Source organism: Enemella evansiae (assembly GCF_002250705.1).
In the GTDB taxonomy this organism is placed as follows: domain Bacteria; phylum Actinomycetota; class Actinomycetes; order Propionibacteriales; family Propionibacteriaceae; genus Enemella; species Enemella evansiae.
The window spans coordinates 80,836-96,321 of the sequence record NZ_NMVP01000036.1 but is presented as its reverse complement, the minus strand read 5'-3'; the positions used below and the strand labels follow the sequence as shown (position 1 = coordinate 96,321).

General features: G+C 70.7%; 16 protein-coding genes. 7 read left to right on the top strand and 9 right to left on the bottom strand.

The annotated features are described in order from the left end of the window. Genes BI335_RS18530 through BI335_RS18520 form a run of 3 tightly spaced genes read right to left on the bottom strand, consistent with a single transcriptional unit; the run spans position 1 to position 2,101 of the window. The gene (locus BI335_RS18530; protein ID WP_094404682.1) at positions 1-642 is read right to left on the bottom strand and encodes a MerR family transcriptional regulator; all 642 of its coding nucleotides are present in this window, start codon (positions 640-642) and stop codon (positions 1-3) included. Positions 643-699: 57 nt separating this feature from the next. Beyond that, positions 700-1,344, bottom strand: a complete 645-nt coding sequence (locus BI335_RS18525) for a PRC-barrel domain-containing protein (protein WP_094404683.1) — start codon at positions 1,342-1,344, stop codon at positions 700-702. 19 nt (positions 1,345-1,363) lie between these two features. Continuing rightward, positions 1,364-2,101 carry a hypothetical protein gene (locus BI335_RS18520; protein WP_094404684.1) on the bottom strand — a complete coding sequence of 246 codons (738 nt, stop codon included), beginning with the start codon at positions 2,099-2,101 and terminating at the stop codon, positions 1,364-1,366. Positions 2,102-2,236: 135 nt separating this feature from the next. Between BI335_RS18520 and BI335_RS18515 the strand changes: the two genes are divergently transcribed. After that, entirely contained in the window at positions 2,237-2,761 is a 525-nt protein-coding gene (locus BI335_RS18515; protein WP_094432751.1) for an NfeD family protein, read from the top strand. Positions 2,762-2,795: 34 nt separating this feature from the next. Further along, positions 2,796-4,361, top strand: coding sequence for a flotillin family protein (locus BI335_RS18510; RefSeq protein ID WP_094405083.1), 1,566 nt, complete (start codon positions 2,796-2,798; stop codon positions 4,359-4,361). A gap of 106 nt (positions 4,362-4,467) precedes the next feature. On the opposite strand, the gene BI335_RS18505 is transcribed toward BI335_RS18510, so the two are convergent. From BI335_RS18505 to BI335_RS18480, 6 genes are all read right to left on the bottom strand, one after another. Beyond that, a complete protein-coding gene (locus BI335_RS18505; protein WP_094432748.1) occupies positions 4,468-4,917 on the bottom strand; it encodes a hypothetical protein in 450 nt (149 codons plus the stop codon). A gap of 50 nt (positions 4,918-4,967) precedes the next feature. Then, positions 4,968-5,228, bottom strand: a complete 261-nt coding sequence (locus BI335_RS18500; protein WP_094359453.1) for a PLD nuclease N-terminal domain-containing protein — start codon at positions 5,226-5,228, stop codon at positions 4,968-4,970. Positions 5,229-5,257: 29 nt separating this feature from the next. Beyond that, positions 5,258-6,286 carry a CNNM domain-containing protein gene (locus BI335_RS18495; RefSeq protein ID WP_094432746.1) on the bottom strand — a complete coding sequence of 343 codons (1,029 nt, stop codon included), beginning with the start codon at positions 6,284-6,286 and terminating at the stop codon, positions 5,258-5,260. Continuing rightward, entirely contained in the window at positions 6,286-7,680 is a 1,395-nt protein-coding gene (locus BI335_RS18490; RefSeq protein WP_094359456.1) for a hemolysin family protein, read from the bottom strand. Before BI335_RS18490 ends, BI335_RS18495 begins: the two co-directional genes overlap by 1 nt. A gap of 164 nt (positions 7,681-7,844) precedes the next feature. After that, positions 7,845-8,747, bottom strand: a complete 903-nt coding sequence (locus tag BI335_RS18485) for a 1,4-dihydroxy-2-naphthoate polyprenyltransferase (protein WP_094405086.1) — start codon at positions 8,745-8,747, stop codon at positions 7,845-7,847. Next, a complete protein-coding gene (locus BI335_RS18480; protein ID WP_094405087.1) occupies positions 8,744-9,931 on the bottom strand; it encodes an AMP-binding protein in 1,188 nt (395 codons plus the stop codon). Before BI335_RS18480 ends, BI335_RS18485 begins: the two co-directional genes overlap by 4 nt. A 35-nt stretch (positions 9,932-9,966) precedes the next feature. Between BI335_RS18480 and BI335_RS18475 the strand changes: the two genes are divergently transcribed. The 5 genes from BI335_RS18475 (at position 9,967) to BI335_RS18455 (ending at position 15,486) form a co-directional block, all read left to right on the top strand. Further along, positions 9,967-10,914: an o-succinylbenzoate synthase gene (locus BI335_RS18475; RefSeq protein WP_094405088.1), complete on the top strand. Its 948-nt coding sequence runs from the start codon at positions 9,967-9,969 to the stop codon at positions 10,912-10,914. Next, positions 10,911-12,545 (top strand): 2-succinyl-5-enolpyruvyl-6-hydroxy-3-cyclohexene-1-carboxylic-acid synthase, encoded by a 1,635-nt coding sequence (menD, locus tag BI335_RS18470; protein ID WP_229119687.1) that lies wholly within the window; start codon positions 10,911-10,913, stop codon positions 12,543-12,545. The genes BI335_RS18475 and menD overlap by 4 nt, the downstream gene beginning before the upstream one ends. Positions 12,546-12,566: 21 nt before the next feature. Further along, positions 12,567-13,436: a siderophore-interacting protein gene (locus BI335_RS18465; RefSeq protein ID WP_094432744.1), complete on the top strand. Its 870-nt coding sequence runs from the start codon at positions 12,567-12,569 to the stop codon at positions 13,434-13,436. Positions 13,437-13,502: 66 nt separating this feature from the next. Beyond that, positions 13,503-14,525: an iron-siderophore ABC transporter substrate-binding protein gene (locus BI335_RS18460; protein ID WP_094432742.1), complete on the top strand. Its 1,023-nt coding sequence runs from the start codon at positions 13,503-13,505 to the stop codon at positions 14,523-14,525. Further along, on the top strand, positions 14,515-15,486 hold the full coding sequence (locus BI335_RS18455; RefSeq protein ID WP_094359468.1) for a FecCD family ABC transporter permease: 972 nt from the start codon (positions 14,515-14,517) through the stop codon (positions 15,484-15,486). Before BI335_RS18460 ends, BI335_RS18455 begins: the two co-directional genes overlap by 11 nt.

The following is a 15,486-nucleotide window of genomic DNA, read 5'->3' as shown; positions in this document are numbered from 1 at the left end:
TCATTCCTTCGTGGTGTCGGCGCCCGCGCCGGGGGCCTTCGTGGTGTCGGCGGCCACGCCGGGGGCCTTCGTTGTGTCGGCGCCCAGACCGAGGGCGGCGATGCGGGTCAGCAACGGGGCCGCGGCCCGGGTCAGGGCGGCGGCTTCGGTCGGGGACAGGTCGGCGTCCAGCACCAGGCGTACGCCGGGGGCGAGCGTGAGCACCGACGGGCGCTGCACCGACCCGGGTGCCACCGGTGGGGGTGCCGCGGGGGCGGCCGGCGGAGCCGCGTCGGCCGGATGCTGGCGCCAGAACTCGGCCGGACCGGTCTCGAGGGACTGTGGGGTGTGCGCGAGCCGGGCCAGCTGGTCGGTGCTCACCCCGCCGATCCGCTCGGCGATCGCGGCCAGGCGTACCCCCGCGGCCTGTAGTCGCTTCACCGCGAGCAGCTGCGCCAGCTGACGCTGCCGGTAGCGGACCTCCCGGCCATGGCTCTCCGGGCGGTCCAGCAACCCGGCCGTGGCGTAGTAGCGCACCGTCCGGCGATCCGGTGCCGCGCCGGTCAGGCCCAACTCGCTGAGCTGGGCGGCCGCCACCTCGAGGAACGGGTCCAGGCCCCACCCCTCGGGGGGCGGCTCGGGAAGCAGCGTGGCGTCATCCATGACACTAACAGTAACACTGTCAGTGTCATGGTGGTAGGGGGAAGTTGCGCTTCCCGCTCAGCGGTGCCGGCGCAGCCGCGGCCGGACCGGCGGAATGTCGGCCGCCGCGTCGACGGTGGGGGAGTTCAGGCCACCGACCGGGTCGACATCGCGATCCGCCGCGGCCGGCCGGGTCTCGGTGAGGCCGGCGGTGTTGTTGAACTCGGCACCGTAGGTGTTCTGCTCGGCCGCCGGGGTGACCTCGTTCTGCGGATCCGAGGCGTCCCGGGTGCTGGCGCTGTCGAGCCCGTAGTAGTCGTAGAGCGCGTCCTCATCGGCCGGATCCAGGTGGCCCTCGGGGTCGATCCGCGGGGCGTCGGAGACGACGTCCTTGGTGCGATCGACGGTGAGCTCGTCGTTGTCGAAGCTCGATCCCTGCAGCGGCACGAAGGTCTCCGAGGTGCCGAAGAGCCCGGTCTTCACCGTGACCCAGCTCGGCCGACCGCTGCGATCGTCGAGGAAGAGCTGGCCCACCTTGCCGAGCTTGTTGCCGTCGCGATCCCGGACGGTGGCCCGGGAGATCGCCTCGAACAGGGTGTCGTCGTCGGCGGTCCGGCCGGAGACCGGCTGATCGGGTACCGGCTGGGGCTGGTCCTGAGTCCGGTTCGGCTGATCGGTCACTGCATCCTCCCGTTCCAGACGCACCCGGACGGTGCGTGTCATCCCAGCATGGCAGCCGTGGTCAGATGGTTGCCTTCAGGGTGTCGGTCGCCTGGGCTGCGGTGTCGGTGAGCAGCTTCTCGTCGACCTTCTCGCCGTCGATGTGCATCGTCATCACGGTGTCCTTGTAGGCCACCCAGACATAGAGCAGTTCGGCCTTGTCGGCGCCGTCGACGCCGAGTCGCAACCCGTACGCCTTGTCACCCAGCGCGGGGACCGCCATCGGGGTGGCGGTGAACTTCGTCATCTCGCCCCCCTCGTCGACGCTGAAGCTCTGGCACTGGCCGACGGTCTTCTCGATGTCGGAGATCGACTGGCTGCCGTTGTCCACCAGGTCGATGAATTCCTGCAGGAACAGCGAATCCTTGGTGTACGCCGCAGTCGCCCCGAAGTCGCTGGCGACCTTGCCCACGGTCTGCTGGTAGATGGCCGCACACGGTTCGGGATCGGCCGTGGCCGGTACCGGTTCGTTGGCGTCGTCGGCCCGCTCCCAACCGGGCAGCTGTTCGGGCTTGAGCAGCGCGCCGTCCAGCTTGGCCGGATCGGTCGTCCCGGCCGCCACGGATTCGCTCGCCGCCGGGGTCGGCTCCACCGGTGTGGCGGCGGACTCGGTCGGCGTCGGGGAGGCCTCGGGGGTCGCGGTGACCGCCGGAGGGTTCGGGGCCTCGGCCGGCGGGGCGGTCTCGCTCTCCCCGCCGGTGCAGGCGGTCAGCAGCACCGCCGCCGTCAGGGCGCAGCTCGCTGCCAGGTGTCGCCGCATGCCGGAACCTCCCGAGTGTCGAAAACGCCGCCCACCCTAGCCGGGTGCGGCAAGGCGGCCAAGGTGACGACGGGCTCCCGGTTGACCCCACCGGGCCCTAGGATTCGCCTCAGGTGGAGGACGGGATGGGTTCGAATGATCGTGCTGCTGGCCCTCGGTGGGCTGGGCGTGGTGCTGCTCCTGGTGGCCATGCTGCTGGGCGACCTGTTCGACGGACTCCTCGGATTCGACACCATCGGCGGTGACTTCTTCTCGGTCGCCGGGCTGGCCGGTTTCATCGGTGCCTTCGGCTTCGGCGGCGCGATCGCGCTCGAGCTGAGTGGCAGTCTGACCATCGCCATCGTGGCCGGGGTGCTCGTCGGCGTCCTCGTCGGGGTCGGCGCCAGCGTGCTGACCAGCCGGTTGCGCGACGAGCGGAACACCGGCGATGTGACGGTGCGCCAGGAGCACCTCACCGGATCCCGTGGCCGGGTGATCAATGACATCCCCACCGACGGTTACGGCGAGGTACGCGTGGTGCTGCGCGGCCACCCGACCAAACTCAATGCCCGCGCCCACGAACCGCTGACCGCCGGAACCCCGATCGAGGTGGTCGGCGTCCTCTCCCCGACCTCGGTGGTGGTCCGTGCGGACGTGAACGACCCACCCGCGACCAGCTGAACCCCTCCACACAAGAAATGAAAGAAGGAACTCGATGACAGGTCTCTTGTCACCGATCGTGATCGCCGTGATCGGCATCGTCGCAATCGTCCTGCTGGTTGGCTTTCTGATCGCCAGCCGCTACAAGGTCGCCGGGCCCGATGAGGCGTACATCGTCACCGGCCGCAAGGGCAAGGAAGTCAAGAACCCCGAAACCGGGCAGATCTCCAGCGACCTGTCCGGCCAGAAGGTCGTGATGGGCAGCGGTGTCTTCGTGATGCCGTTCGTGCAGCGCCTGCACGTGCTCGATCTCTCCTCCCGCCGGATCATGGTGCAGATCCGCGGAGCCGTGTCCCAGCAGGGAATCCGGCTGAATCTCGATGGCGTCGCGATCGTCAAGGTCGGCGGCAACGAGGACTCGATCCGCGCCGCCGCCCAGCGATTCCTGTCCCAGCAGGACGAGGTGGAGACCTTCACTCAGGAGACCCTGGCCGGTTCGCTGCGCTCCATCGTCGGCGGCCTGACCGTCGAGCAGATCATCCGTGACCGGGCCGCGTTCGCGCAGCGGGTCGCCGATGAGTCGGAGTCCTCGCTCACCGGGCAGGGGCTGGTGCTGGACACCTTCCAGATCCAGGACATCACCGATGACGGTTCCTACCTCTCCGACCTCGGTCGCCCGGAGGCGGCGCGCGTCGGTCAGCTGGCGGCGGTGGCCGAGGCTGCGGCGCGCCAGGAGGCCGAGCAGGCCCGGATCTCGGCGGAGACCCAGGTCGCGGTCGCGGATCGGTCGCTGTCGCTGAAGAATGCCGAGATCAAGGCGGAGACCGATGCCGCCCAGGCGCAGGCATCCGCTGCCGGTCCGCTGGCGCAGGCCGACCGGGACCAGGCGATCCTGGCCGAACAGGAGAAGGTGGCGGTCCGCCAGGCGGCGCTGAAGGAGCGCCAGCTGGACACCGAGGTGCGCAAGCCCGCCGACGCCGAGCGGTACCGGGTGGAGACCGAGGCCGAGGCCCGGCGTACCGCCGCGATCCGGCAGGCGGACGCCAACAAGGCCGCCTCGATCGCGGCCGCCGAGGCGGATGCCGAGAAGTCCCGGCTCACCGGTGAGGGCGACAAGTCCCGCCGCGCCGCGCTCGCCGAGGCGGAGGCCATCGAGGGTGCCCGCCGCGGTGAGGCGGAGAAGGCCCGTCGTGTCGCCGAGGCCGACGCGGTCCGCGCCGAGGGTGACGCGCAGGCGGCGGCGATCCTGGCCAAGGGCCAGGCGGAGGCCGAGGCGATGAACAAGCGCGCCGAGGCGTTCGCGCGGTACAACGAGGCCGCGGTGCTGCAGATGCTGGTCGAGGTGCTGCCGCAGGTGGCCGAGAAGGTCGCCGCCCCGATGGCGGGCATCGACAAGCTGACCGTGGTCTCCACCGACGGCGCCGGTGCGGTGCCGAAGCAGGTCACCAACAACGTCGTGCAGACGATGGAGCTGATCAAGAACACCACCGGTGTCGACCTGTCGAAGCTGTTGGAGAAGTACACCGACGAGGCCCGGGAGAAGGCGCCCGCGCGGGTGCCGGCCTCGGTGACCGCCGACGGTTCGGCCCACGATGGGGTGGACGGCGCCGAGATCCGCTGACTCGCCTGCACTCACACCACACACCACGAAACCCCTGCTGCGGCAGGGGTTTCGTGCGTCCGGTGACCCGTTCCCTGAACGAGGAGCGCAGCGACGGGTCAAAGGGTCAGCGCCGGACCTGCCGGCGCATCTCCCGCTCCCACTCCTCGAGGCGGGACATCCGGGGCCAGGCCACGGCCAGCACGAGTACGCCGGCCAGCACCAGTGCGATCGTCACCGCCAGGGGCGGGAACTCGAAGACGAAGCCGAACGCGAAGGCGAGGAACCCGCCGGCCTCGGTGATGGCCGCGGCGAGCATGGTCCGCGACCGGAGTGCGGCCATGGCCTGCGGGCCGGCGGCCTGGTCACCGGTCGGGGCGGGCGGACGGCGCAGCAGGGTCCAGCCGACGGCGGCGGTGATCAGTGGCAGCAGGATCGGCACCACCTGTTGGCCCAGCGATGCCGGTTCCTCCGGTGGCGTCATGATCATGCCGGCGACGACGACGCCGATGATCACGCAGCCGGTGGCCAGTGTGCCGACGGTCATCTTGAGCGGCTGGAGCGGGTCGGATTGCATGGCCCTGTTCCTAGCAGGTCCCGGGTGCAGGGGCGAGTTCCGGGCCGTGGTCAGCGCAATCGGCGCAGGAAATCCGGGTCGTCGTCAGGGGCGGCGGGATGCCGGTCGGCTTCGGCCTCGGCGATGGAGGCGGCGTTCGGGCGGCCCCAGAACAGCCAGGTCACCGCGCCGAACAGCGGCAACAGGATCACCGCGGCGGCCCAGAGCCAGCGCGGAGCGATCCGCACCTCGTCGCTGCGGGACTGAGCCACATCGACGACGCAGTAGATCATCAGCATCACGATGATGATCAACGGCAGGAACCTGAGCATGACCTCATTCTAGTTCGCTGCGCAACCGGCTACCCGCGTACCGCCTGGACCAGCGGATCGGCCGGTCCGGGCAACACCTCCCGCAGCAGATCGTCCAGCGACACGACCCCGACCAGCTCGTCACCGTCGACCACGATGCCGAGCTGTTCGTGCTCGCGGCGCATCGTGGTGAGGGTGTCCAACACCGTCGCCTCGGGGGAGAGCACGAAGGCCGCCCGGGCGATCTCCGAGACCGGAGTGGCCTCCGGGATGTCGAGGGTGTCGCGGACGTGCACGATCTTCGACCCGGGTCCGGTACCGACCAGCACCCGCAGGTGCCCGCTCCGCGCGGACGCCTCCTGCACGTCCAGTGCGGTGGCGTCCACCGGGACCGCGGTCGGGGTCCGATCGGTGCGGACGATGTCGCGCACCGTCAGCGATCCCAGCCCGATCGCGTTCTCGATCGGCGCGGAGTACTGCGTCTCGAGCACCCCGGCCTCCCGGGAATGCGACACCAGTTCGCGGATCGTGTCCGCGTCCTGCCCGCCGACGGCCGCCTTCTCCACCGGCTCGACCCCGGAGGCCGCGACGAGCCGGTTGGCGACGTGGTTGATCCACAGCAGGAACGGGCGCAGCGGCCAGGCGAAACCGCGTGAGGCGAGGCCGACCGACTTCGCGGCGGTTTCGGGGTGGGCGATCGCCCACGACTTCGGCGCCATCTCGCCGACGACCAGGTGCAGGAAGGTGACGACGATCAGCGCGAACCCGAAGGCGGCCGCGTCGGCCAGCCAGAGCGGCAGCCCCCAGTCGCGCAGCACCGGCGCCAACGGTTTGTAGATCGCCGGCTTGGTGATGGCGCCGAGCAGGAAGGTGCACACCGTGATGCCCAGCTGGGCCGCGGCGAGCATCAGGGTCAGCTCGTTCATGCCGCGCAGGGCGGCGCGGGCCGCGGCGGAGCGCGGGGCGTCCTCCTCGAGCCGGTGCCGTCGCGCCGCGAGCAGGGCGAACTCGATGATGACGAAGAACGCGCTGGCGATGATCAGCGCGATCGTGATCAGGGTGACTGCCCACCAGGCCATCAGCGCACCTTCCCTTCGCTCACGTCGTCACCCTCGCGTACGCCGTCATGGTCGACCTCGTTGAAACTCACCAGCACCTGGGAGGGGACGTGCCGCTCGACCTCGGTGACCCGGACCTCGAGCCAGCGGTCGATGTGCATGCCCTGGACCGATTCCGAGGCCTTCTCCGGCAGGTCGATCCGCACCGTGCCGCCCTCGGGCAGCAGGTCACCGTGCACGCTCACCACGAGCCCGGCGATGGTCTCGGTGTCGACCTCCGGCAGGTCGTGGCCGATCAGCCGCTCGACCTCGTCGAGATGCATGTCACCGGGCAGACTCCAGTGGTCGTCGTCGACGGCCACCACTTCATCCACCTGGATGTCGTGCTCGTCGGACAGCTCGCCGACGACCTCCTCGGTGAGGTCCTCGATCGTCAGGATCCCGTCGAAGTTGCCGTATTCGTCGACGACGCAGGCGAGCTCGTTGCGGGTCTGCTGCATCCGCTCGAGAGCATCCGGCAGCGGCATCGAGGTCGGGATCACCACCGTCTCGCGCATCACGCTGGACACCGGGGCGGTGTCGTCGTGGGCGCGGCGCAGCAGGTCGATCAACTCGACGATACCGATCGGGGAGTCCTCGTGGCCGATCACCGGATAGCGGGTGTGCCCGGTCGCCATCAGGGATCGGACCTCGCCGATGGTGGCGTCCGGGGAGATCGAGTCGACCCGGGAGCGTGGCACCATCGCATGTTCCACATCGCGCCGCGGGAAGTCGATGATCCGGTCGATCATGATGGACAGGTCATCGGGCAGATCCCCGCTGGCCCGCGACTCCTCGATGATCGCCTCGAGGTCGCGGGCGTTGGCGCTGGCGTCGACATCCTCGAGCGGCTCGATCCGCAGCAGCCGCAGCAGACCGTTCGCCGCCTTGTCGAACACGGTGATCAGCCAGCCGAAGGCGAGCAGATAGATGCGGGTCGGCAGGGCCAGTGCCCGGGCCAGGGGCTCCGGGCTCGCGATCGCGAGATTCTTCGGATAGAGCTCGCCGAAGATCATCGTCACGATGGTTGCCAGGACCAGTACGCCGGTGGTGCCGAGGAGCACCGCGACACCGCGGCTCAGACCGGTGTCGGAGAGCAGTTCGGCGAGCGGATCGCCGATCATCGGCTCGGCGACGTAACCGATCAGCAGACCGGTGACGGTGATGCCGAGCTGGGCGCCCGACAACATGAAGGAGGTGCGCTGGGTGATGGCCTGGACCCGCTTGGCCTTGGGGTCACCGCGTTCGGCCTGGGCCGCGATCCGCGACCGGTCGACCGACATGTAGGCGAACTCCTGGGCCACGAAGAACCCACAGGCGGCGATGATCACCAGGGTGATGAGGACACCGAGTGCGATGCTCAACAACTCGGGCACGAGACGTCACCCCCTGAGGGGCTCAGCGCGATACTGGGAGGCTCCGATGTGGAGCTGGACGATCGACCCTCCGAGTCGGAGGTGGTGCGATGGCTCACGGCTTCTTTCCGTCGTGTGTCAGGGCTTTCGCAGAGTGTAGGGCATGCCCGAAAGCGGGCCAACACTCAGCCGAGCAGGAAGCCGACGAACAGGCCGGCGGCGCAGGCCAGCTCGGCCATCCCGGTGGCCTTCAGCACCGCGATGAGCTCGGGGCCGACACCGCCGCGCAGCACGATCCGGGTCGAGGGCAGCAGCAGCGGAACGAACACCAGCCCGAGCAGCGCCCACGGCGTACTCAGCCAGGCGGCCGCAGCCACGGCCATCGCGGTCGCCACCAGCAACCCGAGGTAGAACCAGCGCGTACCGCGGTCACCGAAGCGGGTCGCCAGGGTGCGTTTGCCGGATTCCAGATCACCGCGGATGTCCCGCAGGTTGTTGGCCACCAGGATGGCGCAGGCCAGGAAACCGATCGCGCAGGCCACCGCCAGTGCCAGCAGCGAGAACCGGCCCTGCATCACCAGCGCGGTGCCACAGACCGCGACCAGGCCGAAGAAGATGAAGACGAAGACCTCGCCGAGACCGCGGTAACCGTAGGGATTGCGGCCACCGGTGTAGTACCAGGCGGCGAGCACCGAGGCGGCCCCGACGAGCACCAGCCAGTACTGCCCGCTCCACAGGCAGAGCACCAGTCCGGCCACCGCCGCGACCGCGAAGCAGCCGAAGGCGGCCCGCTTCACCGCGGCCGGGGAGGCGGCGCCGGAACCCACCAGCCGCATCGGCCCGACCCGGTCGGCGTCGGTGCCGCGGATGCCGTCGGAGTAGTCGTTGGCGTAGTTGACGCCGATCTGGAGGGCGACTGCGACCAGCAGGGCGAGCAGCGCCATCCCGAGGTCGAAGGCCCTGGCGAACGAGGCGACCCCGGAACCGGCGAGCACGGGGGAGAGCGCCGCCGGCAGGGTTCGCGGTCGCGCCCCGGCCACCCAGTCGGCGAACCTGGGGTGGTGGGTGGCTTCCGGCTGGCCGGTCACAGCAGCTCCTTGTCGTGGTGGTCGGGCCAGCGGGCGATCAGGCGCTGGCGATCCACCTTCCCACTGCTGGTCGTCGGAAGCACATCGAGCCGCAACAGGCCCCGCGGTCGGGCTTCGGGTGCCAGGGTGTCGAGGGTCTCGCGCAGGGTGGCGAGGTCGGGCAGGTCGGTGCCCGCGGCGACCACGAGCTGCCCCCAGGTCTCATCGGGTACGCCGATCGCGGCGGCCTGCGGCCAGTGCCGGTGCAGCTCCCGTTCCACCGCGGCCAGATCGACGTTGACGCCGCCGGAGATGATCACATCGTCGAGGCGGCCGAGGACGCGCAGGAATCGCTTCGACTCACCTACGCTCATCGAGTGGCTCGCGCAGCGAGCGTGTCGAGATGAGTTGCCTCCCTCGCTCGGCCGACGTGGCACCCACTCCCCGCGGTCGTTGGTCAGCAACCGGCCGTCCTGCAGGGTCTCGGCGGTGAGTTCGGGGCGCAACCGGTAACCGGAGAACAGCATCGGGCCGGACAGGGCGATCCGTTGCCGCTCACCGAGCAGGTCGACCCGCAGTCCGGGCAGCGGTACGCCGTCGTAGACGCAGCCGCCGCAGGTCTCGCTCATCCCGTAGCTGGTCACCACCCGCACCCCGGCCGCGGCGGCGCGGTCCAGCAGCGGCTGCGGGGCGGCGGCGCCGCCGAGCAGGATCGCGGCGTACGCCCGCAGTGTCTCGGTGAGTTCGGCGGAGTCGAGGGCGCGGTGCAGTTGGGTCGGCACCAGCGAGAGATAGGTCGGGCGGGTCGGGGTGGGCAGGTCGCCCAGCCGCGGGTCGGCGTACGCCAGCTCGGTGCCGGCGACCAGGGTGCGGGCGATCACCATGATCCCGGCCACGTAGTGGGCGGGCAGAGCGAGCACCCAGTCGCCGGGGCCGCCGAGGCCCTGGTGGGTGGCGATGACCCCGGCGCGGATCGCATCGGCGGAGAGCAGCACGCCCTTCGGCGTGCCGGTGGAGCCGGAGGTGGCGACGATCAGCGCGGTGTCGGTGTGCTCCAGCGGCTGGTCGGGGCGGAGCATCGCGAGCGCGGCCTCCGCGGCCTGCGGGTCGGCCGGCAGCGGGGCCAGCGCCGACCCCCCGTCGAGTGCCTGTCGCAGCGCCGCCACGAGGGCGGGGTCGGCGGCGGGCAGGGGTCGGAGCAGCACCTGTTCACTGTAGTCCGACCCCTTAGACTGCGCGGGTGCCCGAGCTCCACGTCTATGACATCGCCATGCGGACCCGGTTCCGCGGCATCACCCGACGGCAGGGGATGGTCTGGCGTGGTGCCGGCGGCTGGGCGGAGTGGAGTCCGTTCCTCGACTATCACGGTGACGAGCTGAAGCCGTGGCTGGCGGCCGCACGGGAGGCGGCCGACGACGGTTATCCGGAGCCGGTGCGGGAGTCGGTGCCGGTGAACGCGACGGTTCCCGCGGTGGGCCCGGAACAGGCGTACGCCGTGGCGCGTGACTCCGGTTGCCGGACCGCCAAGGTCAAGGTCGCCGAGCCCGGGCAGACGCTGGCCGACGACCTGGCGCGGGTGGAAGCGGTGCGCGATGCGCTCGGCGTCGACGGCCGGGTCCGCGTGGATGCCAACGGTGGTTGGGATCTCGACCAGGCGGTCGCCGCGCTGCGGGAGCTGGGACGGTTCGGGCTGGAGTACGCCGAGCAGCCGGTCGCCTCGGTGGAGGACCTGGCCCGATTGCGGCGAACCCTGCTGCAGAAGGGGATCTCGGTGCCGATCGCGGCCGATGAGTCGATCCGGCGCAGCGGTGACCCGGAGCGGGTCGCGGAGCTGGCGGCGGCCGATGTGGCGGTGTTGAAGGTGCAACCGCTGGGCGGGGTACGCCGCTGCCTCGAGCTGGCCGAGTTGCTGGGGCTGCCGGTGGTGGTCTCCTCGGCGCTGGAGACCTCGATCGGGCTGGCCGCCGGGGTCGCGCTGGCCGCTGCCCTGCCGGAGCTGCCCCACGCCTGCGGGCTGAACACCCGCTCCCTGCTCACCGACGACCTGGTCGCCGACTCGCTGACCGCGGTCGACGGGGCCATCTCGGTGCGGGCCGTCGAGGCCGATCCCGATGCGTTGCGGCGCTGCGCCGCCGACGAGGAAACCGTTGCCCGGTGGGAAACCCGGCTCGCGGGGGTACCACTGTGAACGCCGCCATGCGGTTGGCCGAGACGCTGGTGCGCGGTCTCGAGACCGCGGGCTCGCCGGTGGTGCTCAGCCCCGGAAGTCGCTCCGCGCCGCTGGCGCTGGCACTGGAACGGGCGGCCCGCGAACGCGGCCTGGAGCTGCACGTGCGGATCGATGAGCGGGATGCCGGGTTCCTGGCGCTCGGCCTGGCCAAGGCGTCCGGGCGGATGGCGGCGGTGGTCACCACCTCCGGCACGGCGGTCGGCAATCTGCAGCCGGCGGTGATGGAGGCCGCCCACTCCGGAGTGCCGCTGCTGGTGATCAGCGCCGACCGGCCGTCCTGGATGGCGCACACCGGTGCCAACCAGACCACCGATCAGGCAGGGATCTTCGGCCACTTCGTCCGTGCCAGCGCCCGGATCTCCAACCAGGAAGGCGATTCCGACGCCTGGGCCTTCCAGTTCGAGCGGTTGCTGCGCTCGTCGTCCGGGGTGTTCACCCGGGACCCCGGGCCGGTGCATCTCAACGTCGCGCTGAGCGAGCCGCTGATCTCCGACGAGGACGGGGAGGCTCCGCGCGAGGGTGCGACGGGAGATCCGGTCGAATCGGCACCCGGGGTGGTCGAGACCGTGCCGTATCGGCTGTCCGGGGACCGTCGCACGGTGGTGCTGGCCGGTGATGCGACACCCACCATGGGGCAGCGGGCCCGCCGGCTCGCCGAGCAGGGCCGGTTGCCGCTGCTGGCCGAACCGACCTCCAACGCCCGGTCCGGTGCGGCGGTCCGCGGTTACCGGCTGCTGTTGGAGACCCCACTGGGCAAGGAGATCGAGCGGGTCATCGTGTTCGGGCACCCCACGCTGTCCCGGCCGGTGACGCGCCTGCTGCGGCGTACCGACGTGGAGACGGTGGTGGTCACCGAAACCAGCCGACTGCAGGTCGCCGCGCCGCGGATGCGGGTCGCGACCAAGGTGCACTGTGAGGAGCCGTCCCGGGACGACTGGCTCGAGCGCTGGACCGCGGCGGGGGAACGGGTCTCGGTCGGGATCGATGGACTCCTCGGTGACCGGTTGACCGGGCAGACGGCCGCGGCGGCGGTGGTCGCCTCCCTCGGCGCCGAGGATGTGCTGGTGGCCGGATCGTCGAACCCGATCCGCGACCTCGATCTGGCGCCGGTGCCGAAGAATCCGTTCCTGGTCTATGCCAATCGCGGGCTGGCCGGGATCGACGGCACCGTGTCCACCGCGGCCGGGATCGGCCTGGCGACCGACGAGCCGGTGACCGCACTGCTCGGCGATCTGACCTTCCTACACGATGTCGGCGGGTTGCTGATCGGGCCGCTGGAGCGGCGCCCGCGGCTGCGGCTGGTGGTGGTCAATGACGACGGTGGCTCGATCTTCCACAGTCTGGAACAGGGCGATGAGGCGTACGCCACAGGTTTCGAGCGGGTCTTCGGTACGCCGACCGGGGTGCGGCTGCAACCGGTCGTCGAGGGGTACGGCTGGCGGTATGACCGGGCGGAATCCCTTGTGGAGTTGAACAAATTGCTCGCCGAACCGGTTGTCGGACAAGAGGTGATCGAGGTGCCGGTGGGGCGCCAGGACCGCCGCGCGATGGATCAGCAACTGCGGAAACTGGGGTTGACGCCTAGTTAGGCAAGCCTTACCTTTTCTCGTGTGAGTCGCCCGTACAGCCAGTTCCGTGTCGTGCTCGAGCGTGCCACCGACCTGACCCCGCAACTGCGGCAGCTGACCTTCACCGGTCCCGAGCTGCAGCATTTCGGTGCCACCTGCCTGGACCAGCGGATCAAGCTGGTCCTGCCGCGGGGGAGGGGCGACGATCTGGCGGACTTCCCACCCGGGGACGACTGGTACGCCGCCTGGCGCGCCCTGCCGGAGATGGAGCGCCGCCCCGTGCGTACCTTCACCCCGGCCGCGGTGCGCCCCGAGGTCGGCGAGGTCGACGTCATCGTCGCCCGGCACGGTGACATCGGCCCCGCCACCCGCTGGGCCGGCGCGGCCGAACCCGGGGAGCAGGCGATCCTGGTCGGACCGGACTCCCGGCTGACCGGTCACGACCGGCTCGGCCTGGAGTGGCGGCCCGACGGCGCCGGCGAGGTGCTGGTCGTCGGCGACGAGACCGCGCTGCCGGCCATCCGCTCGATCGTGGCGGCACTGCCCGAGACGATCAGTGGCCGGGTGCTGCTGGAGGTTCCCACCGACGCCGACCGGATTGCGCTCCCGGCTCCGGCCGGTGTCGGTGTGGAAATCCTGCCCAGGAACGAGAAGCACGAGATCGGTGAGCTGCTGCTGGCCGCGGTGATCGGCGAACCCACCGCGCGGGCCGAGCTGCCCGACGACGACGCGATCCTCTGGGACACCCCGACCACCGCCGAGGCGCCGGAGACCGGTGGCCGCCGATTCGCCTGGATCGCCGGTGAGGCCGGGGTGGTGACCACCATCCGCCGCCATCTGGTCAGCACCGGCTGGGACCGCAGCGAGGTGGCCTTCATGGGCTACTGGCGCCGCGGTCGGGCCGAATGCTGAACAGCCGTCTTTGAACTTGTCCACCCACCCCCACCTGCCCTGATTCCCCACCCAGAAAGAGAATCGATGCGTTCCCGTCTCTCTGCCCTGCTCGTCGGCCTGGTGCTGCTGCTGGTCTCCGCCTGCTCCGCGTCCCCGTCGCCGCAGGCCCAGCCACCGGCGGAGGGCGGCTCGGACGGCGCCTTCCCGGTCTCCATCAAGCATGCGCTCGGCACCGCCGAGATCCCTGCCGCGCCGAAGCGGATCGTCGCTCTCGGTCAGGGGTCCGCGGAGACCGCGATCGCGCTCGGGGTGATCCCGGTCGGCATCGAGGCATATCCGTGGGGTGCCGATCAGAGCGGCCAGCTGCCCTGGATCCGGGAAGCCGTCGAGAAGCGCGGCGGTCAGCTGCCGACCCTGATCAAGGGATCCACCGAGCTCGACATCGAGGCGATCGTGGCCGCCGACCCGGATCTGATCCTGGCCAACTGGTCCGGCATCACCCCCGAGCAGTACAAGGTGCTCTCCGATCTGGCGCCCACCATCGCGTACCCGGACAAGGCGTGGAGCACCAACTGGGACCAGCAGATCAAGACCATCGCGACCGCGCTGGGCCAGCCGGCCGAGGGTGACCGGCTGATCGCCGAGATCGACGACACCTTCGCCAAGGCCGCCGCCAGCCGTCCCAACTACCGCGACATCTCCTTCGTCTACGCCTACACCAACGGGCCCGGCACGCTGGGCATCTTCCTGCCCGATGAGCAGCGGGTCGCCTTCTTGACCAAGCTGGGGCTGAAGCTGGATCCGGTGGTCGCCACGCTGCCCGAGACCAGCGGCACCGATTCGGCACTGCTCGGGCTGGAGAACGCCAACAAGGTCGCCGATGCCGAGCTGTTCTTCACCTTCTACAGCGATGCGGACACCCGCAAGCAGGTCGAGGCACAGCCGTTGTACGCCGCGATCCCTGCCGTGCAGAAGGGCGCGGTGATCGCCAGCAACGACCAGTCCTTCGTGACCGGTTCTTCGATGATCAACCCGCTGACCGTGCCCTGGGCGATCGAGCGCTACCTGCCGCTGATCGACGCGCAGGCGTCGAAGGTTGCGGGCTGACCTGCTGCGCGGGGCCGCGGGACTGATCCTGCTCGCCCTGCTGGTCACCGCCAGCATCTGTCTGGGTTCGGTGGCGGTACGCCCGGGCGAGGTCTGGGCGGCGCTGCAGGGGAACGCCCCCGAGCAGGCACAGCTGATCATCGACGCCCGGATCCCGCGCACCCTGCTCGGTCTGCTGGTCGGTGTGGGGCTCGCGGTCGCCGGCTGCCTGCTGCAGGGCGTGGTCCGCAACCCGCTCGGCGACCCCGGTCTGCTCGGGGTGAACGCCGGTGCGGCGGCCGCGGTCTGCGCCGCGGTGCTGCTCGGTGTCGGTGGGCTCGCCCTGGTGCCGGTGGCCATCGTCGGCGCCTTCGTCGCGATGGCCGCGGTCACCTGGATCGCCGCGATGGGCGGGGAGCTGACCCCGGTGCGGTTGGTGCTCGCCGGTGCGGCCATCTCGGCCGCGCTGACCGCTGTGGTGCAGGCCATCACTCTGACCCGGCCGGATGTCTTCGATGCCTATCGCAGCTGGGACATCGGCTCGCTCGCCGCGCCGGTGTCCTCCTGGGGCGTACTGGTCGGTCTCGTGGTGCTCGGACTGGTCGGGGCGCTGCTGCTGACCGCGCCGCTGGATGCGCTCGCGCTCGGTGATGAGGTGGCCGCCTCGCTGGGCTCCAATCCGGCCCGGACGCGCTGGCTGGGCGTGCTCTGTGCGACGGTACTGGCCGGTACCGCGACCGCCGTGGTCGGGCCGATCGCGTTCCTGGGGTTGGCGGTGCCGGCGATCGTACGCCGGGTCGCCGGCCACCGGTTCCTGGTCCAGGTGATCGGCTCGGCGCTGGTCGGCCCGGCCCTGCTGCTCGCGGCGGACACCCTCGGCCGGGTCGTCGCCCGGCCGCTGGAGATCCAGGTCGGGGTGGTGACGGCGCTCTGCGGCGCCCCCCTGCTGCTGCTCGTGGTGCGGAGGACGGCATGGCGATGA